Source organism: Rahnella sp. ATs2 (assembly GCF_051851855.1).
Taxonomy (GTDB): domain Bacteria; phylum Pseudomonadota; class Gammaproteobacteria; order Enterobacterales; family Enterobacteriaceae; genus Rahnella; species Rahnella variigena.
In genome coordinates this window covers 1-15,894 of record NZ_JBLYPL010000026.1, presented here as the reverse complement: position 1 = coordinate 15,894, position 15,894 = coordinate 1, and the positions used below count along the sequence as shown (strand labels likewise).

Annotated in this window: 12 protein-coding genes and 4 pseudogenes; 6 read left to right on the top strand and 10 right to left on the bottom strand. The window is 48.7% G+C overall.

The genetic code is table 11. The features are described from left to right. Positions 1 to 108 precede the first annotated feature (108 nt). The 3 genes from ACJY2G_RS22080 (at position 109) to ACJY2G_RS22070 (ending at position 2,819) form a co-directional block, all read left to right on the top strand. Positions 109 to 264, top strand: coding sequence for a hypothetical protein (locus ACJY2G_RS22080; RefSeq protein WP_439292162.1), 156 nt, complete (start codon positions 109 to 111; stop codon positions 262 to 264). After that, positions 265 to 2,118, top strand: coding sequence for a tyrosine-type recombinase/integrase (locus ACJY2G_RS22075; protein WP_439292161.1), 1,854 nt, complete (start codon positions 265 to 267; stop codon positions 2,116 to 2,118). Between the two features lie 155 nt (positions 2,119 to 2,273). Beyond that, the gene (locus ACJY2G_RS22070) at positions 2,274 to 2,819 is read left to right on the top strand and encodes a chorismate mutase (RefSeq protein WP_439292160.1); all 546 of its coding nucleotides are present in this window, start codon (positions 2,274 to 2,276) and stop codon (positions 2,817 to 2,819) included. 90 nt (positions 2,820 to 2,909) lie between these two features. Here the strand turns inward: ACJY2G_RS22070 and ACJY2G_RS22065 are convergent. After that, positions 2,910 to 3,357 (bottom strand): annotated as a pseudogene (locus ACJY2G_RS22065) (IS6 family transposase); the annotation flags it as partial. Between the two features lie 519 nt (positions 3,358 to 3,876). Here ACJY2G_RS22065 and tnpA point away from each other — a divergent pair. Beyond that, positions 3,877 to 4,303: pseudogene (tnpA, locus tag ACJY2G_RS22060) on the top strand (IS200/IS605 family transposase). A gap of 596 nt (positions 4,304 to 4,899) precedes the next feature. Here tnpA and ACJY2G_RS22055 read toward each other — a convergent pair. Next, positions 4,900 to 5,082, bottom strand: a pseudogene (locus tag ACJY2G_RS22055) (IS110 family transposase); the annotation flags it as partial. A 271-nt stretch (positions 5,083 to 5,353) separates the two neighbouring features. On the opposite strand from ACJY2G_RS22055, the pseudogene umuC reads away from it, so the two are divergent. After that, a pseudogene (umuC, locus tag ACJY2G_RS22050) lies at positions 5,354 to 6,388 on the top strand (translesion error-prone DNA polymerase V subunit UmuC); the annotation flags it as partial. Here umuC and ACJY2G_RS22045 read toward each other — a convergent pair. The 3 genes from ACJY2G_RS22045 to ACJY2G_RS22035 form a co-directional block, all read right to left on the bottom strand. Continuing rightward, positions 6,385 to 7,092 carry an SOS response-associated peptidase family protein gene (locus ACJY2G_RS22045; RefSeq protein ID WP_439292159.1) on the bottom strand — a complete coding sequence of 236 codons (708 nt, stop codon included), beginning with the start codon at positions 7,090 to 7,092 and terminating at the stop codon, positions 6,385 to 6,387. The pseudogene umuC and the gene ACJY2G_RS22045 overlap by 4 nt on opposite strands. A 668-nt stretch (positions 7,093 to 7,760) precedes the next feature. Next, positions 7,761 to 8,810: a RepB family plasmid replication initiator protein gene (locus tag ACJY2G_RS22040; RefSeq protein ID WP_439292157.1), complete on the bottom strand. Its 1,050-nt coding sequence runs from the start codon at positions 8,808 to 8,810 to the stop codon at positions 7,761 to 7,763. A 954-nt stretch (positions 8,811 to 9,764) separates the two neighbouring features. Continuing rightward, positions 9,765 to 10,891 (bottom strand): IS3 family transposase gene (locus ACJY2G_RS22035; protein WP_439292156.1). Its coding sequence is split into 2 segments (ribosomal slippage): positions 9,765 to 10,627 and positions 10,627 to 10,891, totalling 1,128 coding nucleotides; the frame shifts between segments, so codons are not numbered across the junction. Positions 10,892 to 11,750: 859 nt separating this feature from the next. Here ACJY2G_RS22035 and ACJY2G_RS22030 point away from each other — a divergent pair. Next, on the top strand, positions 11,751 to 11,960 hold the full coding sequence (locus tag ACJY2G_RS22030; RefSeq protein WP_439292155.1) for a hypothetical protein: 210 nt from the start codon (positions 11,751 to 11,753) through the stop codon (positions 11,958 to 11,960). An 801-nt stretch (positions 11,961 to 12,761) separates the two neighbouring features. Here ACJY2G_RS22030 and ACJY2G_RS22025 read toward each other — a convergent pair. The 5 genes from ACJY2G_RS22025 to ACJY2G_RS22005 are packed head-to-tail and all read right to left on the bottom strand — an operon-like array spanning position 12,762 to position 15,887. Further along, positions 12,762 to 13,712, bottom strand: a complete 951-nt coding sequence (locus ACJY2G_RS22025) for a cytochrome d ubiquinol oxidase subunit II (protein ID WP_439292154.1) — start codon at positions 13,710 to 13,712, stop codon at positions 12,762 to 12,764. 10 nt (positions 13,713 to 13,722) lie between these two features. Beyond that, the gene (locus ACJY2G_RS22020) at positions 13,723 to 15,090 is read right to left on the bottom strand and encodes a cytochrome ubiquinol oxidase subunit I (RefSeq protein ID WP_439292153.1); all 1,368 of its coding nucleotides are present in this window, start codon (positions 15,088 to 15,090) and stop codon (positions 13,723 to 13,725) included. Next, a complete protein-coding gene (locus ACJY2G_RS22015) occupies positions 15,083 to 15,586 on the bottom strand; it encodes a DUF1641 domain-containing protein (RefSeq protein ID WP_439292151.1) in 504 nt (167 codons plus the stop codon). Before ACJY2G_RS22015 ends, ACJY2G_RS22020 begins: the two co-directional genes overlap by 8 nt. Continuing rightward, complete coding sequence (locus tag ACJY2G_RS22010; RefSeq protein ID WP_439292150.1) at positions 15,586 to 15,747, bottom strand: hypothetical protein; 162 nt, start codon at positions 15,745 to 15,747, stop codon at positions 15,586 to 15,588. The genes ACJY2G_RS22015 and ACJY2G_RS22010 overlap by 1 nt, the downstream gene beginning before the upstream one ends. A gap of 59 nt (positions 15,748 to 15,806) precedes the next feature. Next, positions 15,807 to 15,887, bottom strand: coding sequence for an IS3 family transposase (locus ACJY2G_RS22005; RefSeq protein WP_439292210.1), 81 nt, complete (start codon positions 15,885 to 15,887; stop codon positions 15,807 to 15,809). Positions 15,888 to 15,894 lie beyond the last annotated feature (7 nt).

The window sequence follows — 15,894 nt, the reverse complement described above, 5'->3', positions numbered from 1 at the left end:
GCCGTGTATATTCCCTTTGACCGTTCACGGTACATACTTGCGGAGCACCTCCCGGATAAGGAGAGGGCTGCGATAAGTGTTGCCCGCCGGCGTACAGTCTTTCAGGAAATGACTGACCCCGTTCCGCCATTGATGCAACCACTCAGCGATATCGCCCTGCTGAGCGGCATTCCCGCCAGGATGGCGAAGGTGACCATTCAGGCCGTACTTGCAGAAACCTACAACACCAATTCCCCCTGCTGGACATGGCCGGACGATATATGAATGCACCTTTTTAAGCAAAGTCGGCTCAGCGGGCCGTTGCTTGCCGCTTTTGCCTGGCATCTGGGCTCCGTCAGGACACCGCTGGAGCTTGAACGGTGCCGTCAGCCGGCATGCTATGCCAGCGCAATATTCGGACGGGATTTTTTTCATCAGGAACTTAAGCGGTTAACTGAGGTGCTGGTTTCACTGGGCTATTCCCTCCGGCACCAGGAAATGTTCCTGTCTGCCGTTCTCGGTACATTGATGCTGGAGAATGGCGATCCCCGTCTGGAGAGTTTTACCGAAGACCTGCTGAAGCGCGGGCAACAATATCGTACGGAATGTATCGCCCGCGCGGTGGGCAAGGTGTCGCATGGCCTGGCGGCAATGGGCATTCTGTCCCGCCCGCTGCGGATGCGGGGTTACACGGGCTGGAAAGAGAAAAGAACGGAAGGGATTGCCCCTGAATGGGTGCAGTTCTGTCGGCGCTGGCGGGAAACCTCCGTACTGAGGCCTCAGACCCGCGAAACAAACTACAGTTTTATTTTTCGCATCGGCCTGTGGCTGGCCAGGGACTGTCCTGATATACGTGAGCCCGGACAGTGGACCATCAGTACCTGCGCCCGTTTTATCGCCGCGCTGGGGAGAATGCATGTTGATGAGCTTTCTCTGGAGCCTGAGGAAAAACGGCGTGTGTCGGCCCGCTCCGGTCAGCCGATGATGAGTAATTCCCGGGCGTCGTTCCTGTACGCCCTGCGGCGTTTTTTTGTCGATTATGAACTCTGGGGATGGGGCAGACTTCATCTGAGCCCTTATCGTCATCTTGCAACGCCGGATACGCCGGCATTCAGCCGTGGCGTCAACCCCCGGGTGATTGATGATCCGGTCTGGCTGAAACTGATCTGGGCCAGCCTGAACCTGCGGCCGGAGGACATGCTGACGGCGATCCATTATCCGTTTGCCATGCATCAGGCGATGGCGGTGATCTGGACTCATGCGGGGCTGCGTCAGAATGAAATCCTGCGCCTGACCGTGGGATGCGTGCGTGAGCAGACGGATGATATTGTTCAGGAGGATGGCAGCATTATATCCGCCGGGACGCTGTGCTGGCTGGATGTTCCCGCAGGAAAAACGTCAAAAGCGTTTGTGAAACCGGTCGCCGGTGCCGTGAAAAAATATGTCGATTTGTGGCTGCAGGAGCGGCCGCCAGAACAGGCTCCACTGACTGACGAACGCACCGGTGAAAAGGTCAGCTATCTGTTTCAGTTCCGGGGCAGACAGGCCGGCTGCGCCATGCTGAATAATACCGTGATCCCGGTGCTGTGCGCCCGGGCTGGCGTCCCCGTCGAAGATAGTCAGGGGCGGATCACCAGCCATCGCGGGCGGGCGTCGGCGGTCACAGCGCTGGCCAGCGTGCCACAGGGGATGACGCTGCATGAACTGATGGAATGGTCAGGACACAGCTGCCCGCGCTCAACCCTGCACTATATCCGTATCCGGCCGACCCGGCTGGCGGCCTCTTTTGTGAAAGCCGACAAAATTTCCCACATGATTGAAGTGCTTATCGATCACGACAGCCAGGCGATGACGGACGCGGGGCCGGCGCTGTACTATGACCTGGGTGAGCTGTACTGCACCAATCCGTTCTGGAGCAGTTGCCCGCACCGGATGGCCTGTATCGGCTGTGATTTCAGTCTGCCAAAGGCCAGCGCCCGGGGGCTGGCGCTGGAAAGTAAGGCCTCTGTCCGTCGCTACCTGGAAGAGGTGCCGCTGAAGCCGGATGAGCAGGCGATTGCGGAAGGCGATCTGGATAAGCTTGACCGTTTTATCCGCAAAAAGGCGGCTTTGCCGCCGCCGGGGAGCCAGAAGACATAACCCATCTCGTCCGCGACGTCGCGCTCACGGAAGGCTGACACGGCATCCCGTGGGAGCCTTACCCTTTGTCCGTCTTTTATTGTTTCATCAGGCGGGCTATGCTTGTACGGCTGCCGGTGTGGTGGCTTGATATTCATTGATACGAAGGGATCGTTATGAAAAACCAGCTCTGTTTAGTGATATTAACCCTGACTGCCGCAGGTTTTACGGCCACGGCTGCGTCCGCTGAGCGTCATTCAGTCGGCAGCCTGATTAATGAACGGTTGTCGTATATGAAAGACGTGGCTGGCGATAAGGCCCAACACCATCAGACGATCGAGGATTTGCCCCAGGAAAGTAAGGTGCTGGAAAAAGCCGTCGCGGATGCCGGGGAGCTGGGAATAAAAGGGGAAACGGTGAAACCTTTTATTCAGGCCCAGATGGATGCCGCGAAAGCGATCCAGTACCGGTATCGTGCGGACTGGCTGTCGGTGCCGGAAAACGGCTGGACACCCCGCCCGCTCAGTGAGGTCAGGGAGAAAATCGGCCGGTTGAGCTATACCATTCTGCAGACCGTGGCTGAAAGGTTAAAGTCAGGCGGGCCGTTGACTGAACAGGAAAAAGCGCGCTTTATGCAGGACATCCGACAGCAAAATTTAAACGATCGGGATAAGCTGTTGATCTGGAATGCGCTAAAAACGGTGTCCCTGAAACAGGGGTAAAGGATGGGGGACGAAAGATGCCGGGGGAAAACCAATAGGTTGTGTCGCATTAATGACGTGAGGTCAGCCCAAAGTTGCGCAGCCTGTTTTTCAGGCAGCCAGAAGGTAAAACTGCTCTGCCGAGGGGCAGAACGTCCCCGCAAGGAGGCTGGTATTGCCCCCTGCGCAGCATATGTATAAGTTCGATGCTGGCCAGCGGACTCTGCGCCCGGCGGAACGATTTGAATCCCAGCATAGGGCGGGGTCGTCGTTTGATGTTTCGGTGATCCTGCTCCACAAGTTGTTCAGATACTTGTTCTGCCTGATGGTGTTAGTTTCTTCTTCAGGTTTGCCGGCGTTGAGCGTGGCCAGCGCTGCCGTGTTGGCCCCCCCTTTTATCTATGGTTACCATCTCAGGTTCACCCAGGTGCCGGATAGCCTTGCGAAAGAAGCCCAGCGCGGCTGCCGCATCCCGCCTGGCGGTCAGCAGGAAGTCGACGGTCTGCCCCGCGGTATCAACCGCCCGGGACTGGTATTTCCACTGGCCTTTGATTTTAAGTTACCGGACGACGTCTTAATGCGACAGAACCATAAATCTGCAAAATAGCGATTTATGAAAGAAATTTATTATCGGATTGATTATATATACCAACGTTTAATTTTCCTATATGGATAAAAAGCATTACAGGGTATTACTCTAATTATCAGATTAACGCAGAGCAATTTAATAATTTGTTTTCAAACAATGTGGGTATTAATACTCTTGGGTTATTGAATCGTCGGGGCTGACTTACCAGCAGCGGGATCCATAAGCTCCTCCGGCCATTCTACAGTAATCACTAGACCGTGTGTTGCCGAAAATACTGGATGCGCTGACATTTTGTTCAGGTAACAGCCGCCTTCATCCGGTGCTGGATGCACTGGGCTGGCTTAAAGAGCATGAGAATTGTCCCCAGCGGTGTATACGACTTGATAATTAAGTCCGGTAAACCCCCGGCTTTGCCGGGGGCTCCGAAAGGTTTGACCTTTTAGTCAGTCGCGCGAATCTGAAATCTCCGCCAAGAGATGAGGATTCGTGATGAGAGACTACCAAAGCTTAAGCCATACTAAATGGGCTGTAAATATCATGTGGTTTATATCCCCAAACGCAGGAAGCAGCGGTTATATGGTGCGTGCGGCATGAGTTGGGCAAGGTATTTCATGAGCTTGCGAACCAGAAAGGTTGTCAGATTTTGGAAGGCCATCTGATGCGCGATCATGTCCACATATGCATCAGCGTTCCGCCAAAGTACTCGGTATCGACAATAGTCGGCTATCTGAAGGGGAAAACCGCGATAGCGATAGCCCGGCACTTCGGCAGAGGTAAGAACTTCACCGGAGAAGTTTTCTGGGCACGTGGCTATTTCGTTTCCACCGTTGGTTTGGATGAGGCCACGGTCAGGGCTTACATCCGCAACCAGGAACGAGAAAACGAACGGTACGACCAGATGAAACTGAACGTATAGCAGCCGCCTTGGGCGGCTCATAGTTTGTCAGCGCCTTTGAGGCGCTCACCCTAAAGCTTCCAGCTCTGCCGGAGGATACTTACTATATTCTTGTCGCCTCCGGGCAGGGTGCACGCTCCGGGGCGGTCAGCACAATGTTACTGTCGCAGAATTCGCTGAAAAACATGCGGAGTCCGGGGCCGGACTCCGCGAGGGATAAATTTTATTTGTACCGGGGCCCGGAGCATTGCCTGACGCAGGACGAACTTCCCGCACTCGGTGAGCTCTTTGCCAGAGACTTCCCGTTATTTCAGGACAGCTATCAGTACGCGCATAAAAATCTATGGTCACCCCCGTTTTTGCAACGTTGATTTTGATTTATGATGGGCTTGCTTAAATCTATACGGCGTCTGATGGGCAACTTTACGTTGCCCGCGCCACGATGAAGTCCGCGCCTGCAGAACCTTAAAAAGCGGACGGATTCAAAGAGCCATTTTTTATGTCAGGTTCATCCGCAGGTCGCTGTGCCGTTCATGTCATCAATAATCAGTCGTCGCAAAAGCAGAAAGTCACTGCGTAACGCCTAAGAGCTAACAGTTCGTCCCTGTTGGCTCTTTTTATTGGATAAAAGCTGTGCGATGGGTTGTCACCGACCAGGCTATTCTGGCCAGTTTGTTGGCTAATCCGCAGGCTACTACGTTCGAGTGATGCCGCGAGAGCTGGGCCTTCACCCAGTCAGCCAGCCGCCCCTGATTGTGTTCAAGTCGTTGCATAAAAGCGCGAGCGCATTGCACCAGGATTGCTTGTTTTTTATACGATTAAAAAGTAAGGCTGCTCTGTCGGGGGCAGAACGTCCCCGCAAGGAGGCTGGTATTGCCCCTTTGCGCAGCATATGTATAAGTTCGATGCTGGCCAGCGGACTCTGCGTCCGGCGGAACGATTTAAGGCCGGGCATCGGCTTTATCCGGGTTCTGTCGCATAAGGCATCGTCAGGTAACCAAACTTATTGCCAAATTCTACCAATTTGCTGATCTTTGCAACAGTGCCCTTGATTTTCCATTCCACATAAATGCAGATATGAGCACACGGGTAATGACGGTGTTAGAGGAAATGTCTCCGGCAGTAGAAATATACAGCATTGATGAGGCATTCATGAATTTGCAGGGAGTCAGTAACTGCAAGGATCTGGAGGAGTTCGGAAGGGAAGTGCGAGCTAAAGTTCTCCAGTGGACCGGACTCACTGTAGGTGTAGGCATTGCACCCACCAAAACTTTAGCAAAATTAGCAAATTACAGCGCAAAAAAATGGACAAAGACGGGTGGCGTTGTTGACCTTTCGTTAGCGGCACGTCAACGAAAACTGATGGCACTCGTTGAAGTCGGTGAAGTTTGGGGTGTCGGACGCAGGATTTCGAAAAAGTTAAATGATATGGGGATTAAAACTGCCCTGCAGCTTGCAGATACTCCAACTCCTCTGATCCGCAAGCACTTCAACATTGTGCTTGAACGTACGGTAAGGGAGCTCCGTGGAGAACCGTGTTTAGAACTGGAAGAGTTCGCACCGACCAAACAACAAATCGTTTGCTCAAGGTCATTCGGTGATCGCGTATCAGAATACGATCTGATGCGCGAAGCGATATGTAGTCATGCCGTGCGGGCTGCAGAGAAACTCCGGGGTGAGCATCAATACAGCCGGCATATCTCTGCATTCATCAAAACAAGTCCTTTTGCTGTGAATGAAGTCTATTACGGTAAAACGGCGGGAACCAAGCTTCAGATACCTACTCAGGACAGCAGGGATATCGTGGCTGCGGCAACTCAATGTCTGGATGCAATCTGGCAAGACGGCCATCGCTTTCAGAAATGCGGCGTGATGCTGGGGGATTTTTACAGTCAGGGTGTCGCCCAGTTGGGTCTTTTCGACGAGTACCAGCCGCGCTCAAATAGTGAGCAGCTCATGGCGGTTCTCGATGGAATCAATCATAGCGGGAAAGGGCGGGTGTGGTTCGCTAGCCAGGGGGTGCAAAAATCCTGGGAAATGAAGCGTCAGATGCTCTCTCCAGCATATACAACACGCTTCAGTGAACTCATGCGCGTCAAACTTTAAATTATTGGATCCCCAACAGGCTCGATTAGCTCGGAACCATTATTTCTTATGCAACCAACTTTCTTATTCACCGGATGCCATTGAAATTCAGAAGGGGGCTCTGATTGCATCTGCGCTATCTCAAGAGCGCGCTGCGGGGAAGTATCGCAGTCTAACCATTCCAGTGCATCTGAGGACTCTAATACCAGTGGCCGGCGGTCATGGATATCCAGTAGCCCTTCGTCGCTCCCAGCTGTGACGATAACAAAGCCATCATTATCCGGGACCTCTAAGGCATCAGAGTGAAAACGACTTATCGCAGCAAAAAATAAGGGAGAATGTGATTTATGGCAGAAGAAGTATGGCTGCTTAATTTTCGGATCAACAGGGTCTTTTTTCCATTCATACCAGCCATCGGCCATCACCAACACGCGTCCATGTTCGAACAGGGGTCTGAACATCCTGCTCGTTGCCACTGTCTCTGTACGCGCGTTAATCATCGGTGGTCGCTTTGATTCTTTTGCCCAAGCGGGCTGATAGCCCCATTTAACAGGATCGAGAAAGATTTTATCATCGCGTTGATTGAGTATGAGCACGCGAGTCCCGGGAGCGACGTTATAACGGCCAACAGGGATATCATCGATGCCGCCTGCGAATTCTCTGTCAGGGGAAAGCACATCGATATAGTGAGAACGCGGTTCGTACTGGGTAAATCGTCCACACATAAAGAGCCCTCAGTTAGAATTCTAAGTATAGACGGTACACATGCTGAGAGGATTTAAATAGCGGCACGGCTAAGCGCACAAAATAGTGGATAAAACCATTTTGAGGTTAAGTGTCAGCGCACAGTGCCTAAGAGATCTCATAAGGAGTGTTTCACAAGTATCATAGCAGAAGTGACAGTGTCTCAAATCCCCGCTACAACAATCGCTTACCTACAGTTAGGCATTTTACACATCCACTATAGAGAGCATTCTCTTTGAGTGGGCATATATCCACTATGGTAATTAGCAACCACTACAGCGAGTGATATCCACTAGAGGGAGTAGAAAACCACTGTAATCAGTAACGACCACTATGATGAGTATTAACCACTACAGAGAGCAAATAGCGACAGAACGTAGTAAGTTAGTGACCACTGACTCAGCGGCTATATAGGATTGCGGGTTAGTGACTACTAGGGGGGTAATGTCGAAATAAGTAAATGACCACTACAGTGAGTAGAGATTACTGACGACAGTGGTTAGCTGAATTTTATAATGCCCGGCTTGCTGTTTACAGTCGATAGTCAGCTCACTACAGTGGTTGGCTTGCCTACCACAGTGGTGAAGGAAAAAGCCTGCTATCAACTTTCAGCAGACTGTCGGATTCAGGGAATAACAGGGGATTGAAACTATTTCTTCGCCTGGCGAAGTTGTTCAAGCAACTCAAGCTCTTCTTTGGTTAACATAACCATCTCACGCGGCGCTGCCGAATCGCTATCCTTTTCAGCAGGGACATCAATGATATGTTCATCGTCCAGGACATCATAGACATCGTCACCAATACCCGTAGGGATCTGAGCCGGTCTCAATTTTGGCCGCCTATAGTGGATACAGAAGTATACGGCTTTGCCACGTTTGACCTCCGTATAATCGAGATAGCCGATAGCCTTAAGTTGTTCCATCGCCTTACGAACAGTAGCGTTCTGTGTGATGGCTCGTGATGTCAGATTAAGACGAGCACGCAGGCGGGACATAGAAATCGGAGCGGGATCTGTCGGAAGACTTTCGATGAACGTATAGAGAGCCTGAGCAGACTCTTTGCGGGAGAGTTCATTGATGGCACGAAGCTGGAGAAGAACTTTTTTATCGAACTGGTACAGTTCAAAAATCTTCGGATCTGCCTGCAGCTCTACGGCGTCCTTCTTCGGGCTGTATTTTGCGGACTGAACAAGGTGAGTAACGTAATAGTCCCCCTCTTTGTTCGAAAAAGACAAGGTGTTAGTTGCGATACGCTCAAGAGAGGCTTCCAGACGCGCCCTGAGCTTCGCTGAGGAGCGTGCTGAGGGAATGCCACATAATTTAGCGAACTCAACGAAAGGCAGGTATACAGAGTCTCCCAGGACCTTATGCTTGGCAAAAGCATGGATGATCCCAACCCAGGTCTTGAAATCGTTATCCATATCAAGCCGTGCACCCGTGATCTTAATGTTCTCATATCCTTCAGACTTCACGATCGAAAGCTGCTTCAGCTCAGAAGTGACATCCATTGAGTTCATCTGCCCCTTACGGCCGCGGGCAGTAGACTTCAAAGTGGGTACAAATAAGCCCAACCGCATCAATGCTACAGGCTGAACAGTGTTATTGCTGTTAGGAACCAGAGTAACAAGTTCACCCGTTCGCTTATCGGTTTCAGAGAAAGCTTTTGCTATCGCTATGTTTTTAGGCTCATTTTCAGGCATTATCAGCTCGCACAAGGAATGTGGATAAGAGACTCGTAATACACAATACAGTGGATACTAACACTCACTATAGCGGTTTTACCACAGGTCATAGTGGTTAGTTTGCTTTTCACAGTGGTTGTTTCACTGACTACAGCGGTTAACGATATTAATTTTTCCCAGCTAGGACAAGGTCTGCAGAGGAGCGGGGATCTCTTTGGGTCTTATAGGTTCTATAAGGATCTTATTATTGGATCGAAGCATAGGATAACTTTAAAAACAGAGCGTTAAGTTTGTAGATAAAGATCCACGCAGTGCTCACAATCGAGAACTGACTCTGTGAATAAAGTGTGAGCATTATTTTCACCACATTAATCTCCTTGAAGATTATTTTTAGGTTTCAGGGGCTTATTAAAGCTATTTTGCAAGAACACTATCCACAGCTCGATTGCCGATTTACTCACTGTAGTGGTTTTTAGGCACTCGCCAGCGAAGTTAGAATACCTTCTATAGCGGTTGTTATGCTCTTTACAGTGGTTAAATTACTAGTCATAGTGGTTAGCAATGTGTCTCAAGGCCTTATAGAACGCGGCTTGCGAAGGTGCGGGGATCTCTTTTGATCTATTATATGATCTATAGAGGATCTTATTATTGGATCTAACCAGTGGAAAAGTGGAAAAATTAAAGAAGAATGAGTTTAGAAATTCCGATGCACTGTCTTCTAAACTGAATTTTCGTCTTAACGGGAAATAATGTAGAGCGGGTCAGTTCTTGGACTTATATCTTGATTACCGCATTCGAGCGATAATCCCCCGACTGATCATTGGGGATATTGCGGTGAGTTTCATTTTGGACTTGAGCATCAAGCCCGTGTGGGAGAGTAAACCACCGCAATATTGTAGTGGCACACTAAATCTGGCCACCTGAATAGAGGTGATATCATCACTGACCTGCCCCCAGGATTAGATACAACGCTCAGTTAGTAATGTCGGTTCCTTCACTATCAGAATTACCCTTTCTCCAATTCGCCGCAAATTCAGACGGCGTTTGATAATTCAGCGTGGAGTGCAGGCGGCATTCGTTATAATCCTGACGCCATTCACTGATGATTTTCCTGGCATGACTGACGTCACTGAACCAGTGTTCATTCAGGCATTCATCGCGAAAGCGTCCGTTAAAACTCTCAATAAATCTGTTCTGTGTCGGGTTGCCGGGCTGGATAAGTCGCAGCTCCACGCCATGCTCAAAGGCCCATTGATCGAGCGCGCGGCAGGTAAATTCCGGGCCCTGATCAGTTCTTATCGTCGCCGGATAGCCGCGAAACAGCACAATGCTGTCCAGAATACGGGTGACCTGCACGCCTGAAATCCCAAAGGCAACAGTGACCGTCAGGCATTCCTTCGTGAAGTCGTCTACGCAGGTAAGGCACTTGATCCTGCGACCGGTGGCCAATACGTCCATGACGAAATCCATCGACCAGGTCAGATTGGGCGCCGCCGGACGGAGCAGCGGCAGACGTTCTGTTGCCAGCACTTTACGACGTCTTCTGCGTTTTACGCCCAGGCCACAGAGGTGATAAAGCCTGTACACGCGCTTATGATTAATATGCAGCCCTTCACGGCGAAGCAACTGCCAGATGCGACGGTAACCAAAACGCCTGCGCTCCAGTGCCAGCTCAGTGATGCGCCCTGATAAATGCGCATCTGCAGCCGGGCGCTGAGCCTCATAGCGGCAGGTCGACAGGGATAAACCTGTGAGCCTGCAGGCACGACGTTGCGACAGACCGGTCGCATCACATATCAACATCACGGCTTCCCGCTTCTGGTCTGTCGTCAGAACTTTCGACCAAGAGACACCTGAAGCGCCTCTTTATCCAGCATGGCTTCGGCAAGCATCTTCTTGAGTCGTGCGTTCTCTTCCTCAAGCGACTTCAGGCGCTTAACCTCGGGCACGTCCATGCCGCCATACTTCTTACGCCAGGTGTAAAACGTGGCATCGGAAATGGCGTCCTTGCGGCAGAGCTCGTGGGCAGAAACTCCGGCTTCGGCTTCGGCCTCGCGGAGAATACTGATGATCTCTTGGTCCGTAAAACGCTTCTTCATGGGGATGTCCTCATGTGGCTTATGAAGACATTACTAACATCGGGGTGTACTAATCAACGGGGAGCAGGTGATATCCATCAGCTATCTATGGGTTAGTTTATCACCTGACTCAGGTGCATCATGGGGATCATCTTTTGGATAATCTGGCTGGGGATTATCTTTATCTCGCTTATGATCCGAGTGATTATTATCAGGAATACTATTCTTAAACATGTTGCCTCCAATTAATATCTAGGATTGAGTTCATATAGAATGAAGTTTAATTATAGTCAAGCAGGTAGCGGTTTAGGTAAATACTGAATCATAATAAGAGTATTCATATAAGTAAAATATTTTAGCATTTTGTCTTATTTTCTTATAATAGCTTCAGATTGCTAAAATTTATAATTCAAAAAGTTATCTGACACTTGTAAATGCTCCAATCAATCAAAGGCGTAATGAAATGATGAAACAACTTTTTATTTCAATTAGATGAATTAAGCAATAACACCATAAACAATTAACCTAAAACATAAAATATTTTAATAAACCTACATGAATAATTTTGATTGTATGTAAATTTTATTTATATCACTTAAGATTTTTATTTAAGCAGGTTCTTATATAAAAAATGAATAATAAAATTACATCACCCAGATAATAAACCTATAAGGTTATTAATTATTTTTAAGTGAAATCCATGCGTTTATCAATATTTCATTGCTTTCTAGATTTAAAAAACCATATCCATCCTGGAACATCCTACCTCTGTAGGAGTATGGGTTGACATATGAAAATTGAATGAAATCCCTGTTATTGTCTTGAGAGAAAATCTTTAGATGCTAAATTTAAATTCCCATAATTTTTTGGTGAAATCATAATGAAAAGATTAAATGAACGTCCCGACGAAATACTAGATGCCGCCAGTAAGATTGTTGGGCAGTATATCTTAATGCGATGCACAACCGCAGAAGACTTTAATCGTGCAATATTGGTTGAGGAACTGACATTACTCAATCAGGATTATAAAGTAGCGAGTGGTGAAACTGACTTCGCAATGGAACTAGCCATAGAGATTCTCATGCGATGAAGGTTAAATACCCATTCTTATCTGTATCACATTTTGATAAATAATGTTTATCTTGGGACTTATCAAACCCAGTATTTAACATTTCTCAAAAGTAACTTATGCTAACCCTAAACGTTATACTAAGGTGTGCTATGACAATAGTTACTTGTAATCCAGATAAAACCTGTCAAAACAGGAGGGTAAGTCAATTTATTTAGACACTAACAGATTGAACCTAATTTCTCATGCTGTTGGAAGAGCCGTCATTGAGATTTCTTTAGTGGACGGGCTTATATCAAAGACTGCATTAGTAGAAACTCTTAAAACACTCGCCACAGAAAGCCAAAATAGGAGTCAAATGTCATTGTTTTATGAAGCTGCTGAAATCGTCAAACAAGGGAGTAATACAGAAATCATCTACACTGATAAGGTTGGGTTTGTAGGCGCCATGAGCGAAATATAGGTATAATAGGGTCGATACATAAAGGGGGGGGATATTATCCTTCGATAAGTAAATATGTTATTAATATTATTTATCGTTGAAATTATATAGTTATAATCTTTTATAAACTTCGGAATTAGTTCTTTACATTATAGTGTTGTTAAGAATACCTTCCAAAAAGTTTTCTCGAATTTTTGAGCTATAGAGGGTATTCCTTGCTGTGCTCATATTTCTGGGTATAACCAAGAATGTGAATGCACAAATCCCCTGATAATATTCTTCACTCGAGAATAAGATTATTTGTATTTATAACCATTTGATGCCCCGTGAAAATTATGACCTTGGCAAACGAAGTTAAGTGGATAAGCGTAATGTTATACCTATTTTTCAATCTTTCCGCGGAATACCCAAAAAGCCCAACTGTGGTAAGCCAATGTGACAGGGATAATAAAAGCAATGCCAGATAAAACAAACCATTGAGTCGTAATATCTGATGATGTCTGGTGTAATTTTAATTGCCCCTGTATAAGCTCGGGATAAAATCCCATGCCCATCTGGATGGTTATGGCCGCTAGCAATATAAGTGAAAGTAATAAGTGCAAGAATGAATTTTTTTTTGAAACAGTCAAAAATAAACTAATCCATACCATAATTATCATTGCGTTCAAACCTTTTCCCCAGACGTGTTCCGAGAGATGTTGGAGGGGAGCGGGATTGAAATATTCTATTATTACAAACAACGCAAGACCCAGCAGTAATAAAATGCGGGTAAGTTTCGGGGGCTCCCTTCCCACGCTCCCGGCGACACGCCAACGTATCCAGCCACATCCCATTAAAAGATACCCCACTACAAGCCCGAATCCACAGAGCATGGGATAAAAATCCAGCCAGTCCCAGGCACCAGCGATAAGCGTGCCGCTGACAACCATCCCTGCGCAGGCTCCCTGACAGTAAGCTGCAACAGTCGAGGAAACGGGCAAAAGCTTATCGAGCCAGTAACGCGCCACTGTGGTGACGCTATCCCGATATTCCAGCGCTAGTGCACGTAGTGTCAGACTAAATAACATGACGAAAACCGGTATATAAAGGGAGCTGAATACCAGGGCATAAGTAGCGGGAAAGAGGGAAAAAAGCCCGCCAGCAAGCAATACAAGCCAGGTTTCATTGGCATCCCAGATGGGTAACATTGACCGGACGATTTGTCGCTTTTGGTCCTCGTGGTGAAAGAAAGCTATTATCATTCCGGCTCCAAGATCCGTGCCGTCAAGCAGCAGATACATCAACAGCGAAAACAACAGCACCGCTGCAGAAAGATCAGTTAACCACACCATTATGTGCTCCTCAGATTGAGGTCGGTATTTCGGTCACCACAATGTTTTGCCCCTCTGGTAAGGGACCGGACGCGTAACGCAGTAAATTTCGTAAACCGAAACCAAAGACCAGAATGTATACCAGCAACACCCCGCAACTGGAGGCCACCACCCATGACAGAGGAAGGGATGAAACACTCCCGGCGGTGCGCAGCATGCCATAAATTGTCCAGGGCTGGCGTCCCAACTCAGTTATCAGCCATCCTGCCAGCAGGGCAACAAATCCAGACGGCGACATACAGATCAACCACACCAGCAGTGGGCGGGAATCAAATAGCCCGCCACGCTTAAGCCTGTACGCAACGACTATGCTGGTTATCAACATCATTAGTCCTATACCCACCATAATGCGGAACGAGTAAAAAACGGCGGCAACGGGGGGAAGGTCCTCAGTTGGAAACTCACTCAGGCTTTTGATATGGCCGTTCAGGTTATGGCGCAAATAAAGAGAACCGATCGTGGGTATCGCCACCTCCAGCCTATTACGCTGTGTCTGTTGATCCGGCCAGGCGAATAAACGCAGGGGTTCGCCCTCTCCGGTAACCGGTTGATGCCAGCTTCCTTCCATTGCGGCCACTTTTTGTGGCTGATAGCGAAGAGTATTTTCACCGTGCTGATCACCGACAATAATTTGTACCGGTGTTGCAATAATCGCAAACCAAATTGCCGCTTTTACCATGATGCGGGAAGCGGCTTCTGCCGGTTGATGAAGTAAACGCCATGCACCTATGCCGGCGATCATAAATGCGACAGCGATAAGTGAAGCCAAAACCATGTGCAAAAAGCGCAAAGGGAAAGAAGGGGCCGAAAGAAATGCCAGCCAGCTGGTGGGATGAAAATGACCCTTCGCGTCAAGCACAAATCCGGCAGGTGTTTGCATCCACGAATTAGCGGCAAGGATCCAGAACGCACTGAATAATGCCCCTATAGCAACCAGGCAGGTAATGACAAAATGCCACTTTGGCGTGATTTTCCCCATGCCGAATAGCATGACACCCGTCAGTCCTGACTCCAGAAAAAAAGCGATTAACACTTCATAAAACAGCAGCGGCCCGATAATACCGCCCGCTCTTTGTGAGAAAACTGACCAGTTGGTGCCTAACTGAAATTCCATCACCACACCGGATACCGCGCCCACGGCAACAGTAATGGCAAATATTTTCAGCCAGAAGTGCAGGGCAGTGCGCGAGGCTTCCTGTTTACCCCACAACCAGCGCGCTTCAAACCAGACAAGAAATGGCGCCAGACCTAAGGTCAGCGCAGCCAGCGTGATATGCATTCCGATGGTGAGCGCAAACTGCCCGCGCGACAATAGCAGCACCCATTCTGCCTCAGTCATGCGTCTTTTTACCGGTATTGCGGGTGACTGGTTTTTGCTCTTCTTTCTGCAATTCCTCACCAAATGCTTTAAGACCGTTAACGATTGGCATCAGCCCGCGCCATAGCGCCTCGTCATTGAGTAACTTCATGACACCGAGCACCCCCGGTGCCGTCTCTTCCAGTTTCGGTTCCTCGTTGCTATGGCTCTTCCCTTCATTCTGTCGTATCGCCATGACGCCTGATTTCAGTGCCAGTAGGAGGTGATTAAAATGTTCCGGAGGGATTTTGCTTAGTGTGATAAAAAGCAGGGAAAGGTTTTGCGTCGCATTTTGGGCGCCGGGTTGATTCAGGCCGGCTACCAGTATGCTGGCGATATCTGTATTCGCCCGCACCAGATCTTTCATCAACCGTAAAAACCCGTGCTCATGCAGGCTTTCCGTTAAGGTGTGCAGCATTTCCTGCGCCGTTGTAAGGGTACGGGCAGGGGGCACCTGATATTCCTGTCGTTCAGCCATTAAAATTTCTCCGGATGCTCAACATGTTCAGGCGGCTGATGATAGCCGTCCTGACGCCATTTATCTTCTGCGGGGACGTGATGGATGGGGTTGCGCTGACCATGGCGGAAGTTTTCATGCGGCAGGGGATCCGGTTGGGGTGGCCGGTCCAGTTTGGTCATGTTGACCGCGATTTCTTTGTAGGCCGGAGTGATCTGGCCCAGACTTGGTGGACACGCCCTTAAGAGAGGACTTGTCGTTCGAATACCATCGGGCTGACATAACCCAGTGTGCTATGTCGACGTTTCTGATTGTAATCCACTTCAATA

Coding starts and splice junctions, on each gene's coding strand:
- ACJY2G_RS22080 (WP_439292162.1), top strand. CDS start 109: ATGACTGACCCCGTTCCGCCATTGATGCAACCACTCAGCGATATCGCC.
- ACJY2G_RS22075 (WP_439292161.1), top strand. CDS start 265: ATGCACCTTTTTAAGCAAAGTCGGCTCAGCGGGCCGTTGCTTGCCGCT.
- ACJY2G_RS22070 (WP_439292160.1), top strand. CDS start 2,274: ATGAAAAACCAGCTCTGTTTAGTGATATTAACCCTGACTGCCGCAGGT.
- ACJY2G_RS22045 (WP_439292159.1), bottom strand. CDS start 7,092: ATGTGTGGACGATTTACCCAGTACGAACCGCGTTCTCACTATATCGAT.
- ACJY2G_RS22040 (WP_439292157.1), bottom strand. CDS start 8,810: ATGCCTGAAAATGAGCCTAAAAACATAGCGATAGCAAAAGCTTTCTCT.
- ACJY2G_RS22030 (WP_439292155.1), top strand. CDS start 11,751: ATGAAAAGATTAAATGAACGTCCCGACGAAATACTAGATGCCGCCAGT.
- ACJY2G_RS22025 (WP_439292154.1), bottom strand. CDS start 13,712: ATGGTGTGGTTAACTGATCTTTCTGCAGCGGTGCTGTTGTTTTCGCTG.
- ACJY2G_RS22020 (WP_439292153.1), bottom strand. CDS start 15,090: ATGACTGAGGCAGAATGGGTGCTGCTATTGTCGCGCGGGCAGTTTGCG.
- ACJY2G_RS22015 (WP_439292151.1), bottom strand. CDS start 15,586: ATGGCTGAACGACAGGAATATCAGGTGCCCCCTGCCCGTACCCTTACA.
- ACJY2G_RS22010 (WP_439292150.1), bottom strand. CDS start 15,747: ATGACCAAACTGGACCGGCCACCCCAACCGGATCCCCTGCCGCATGAA.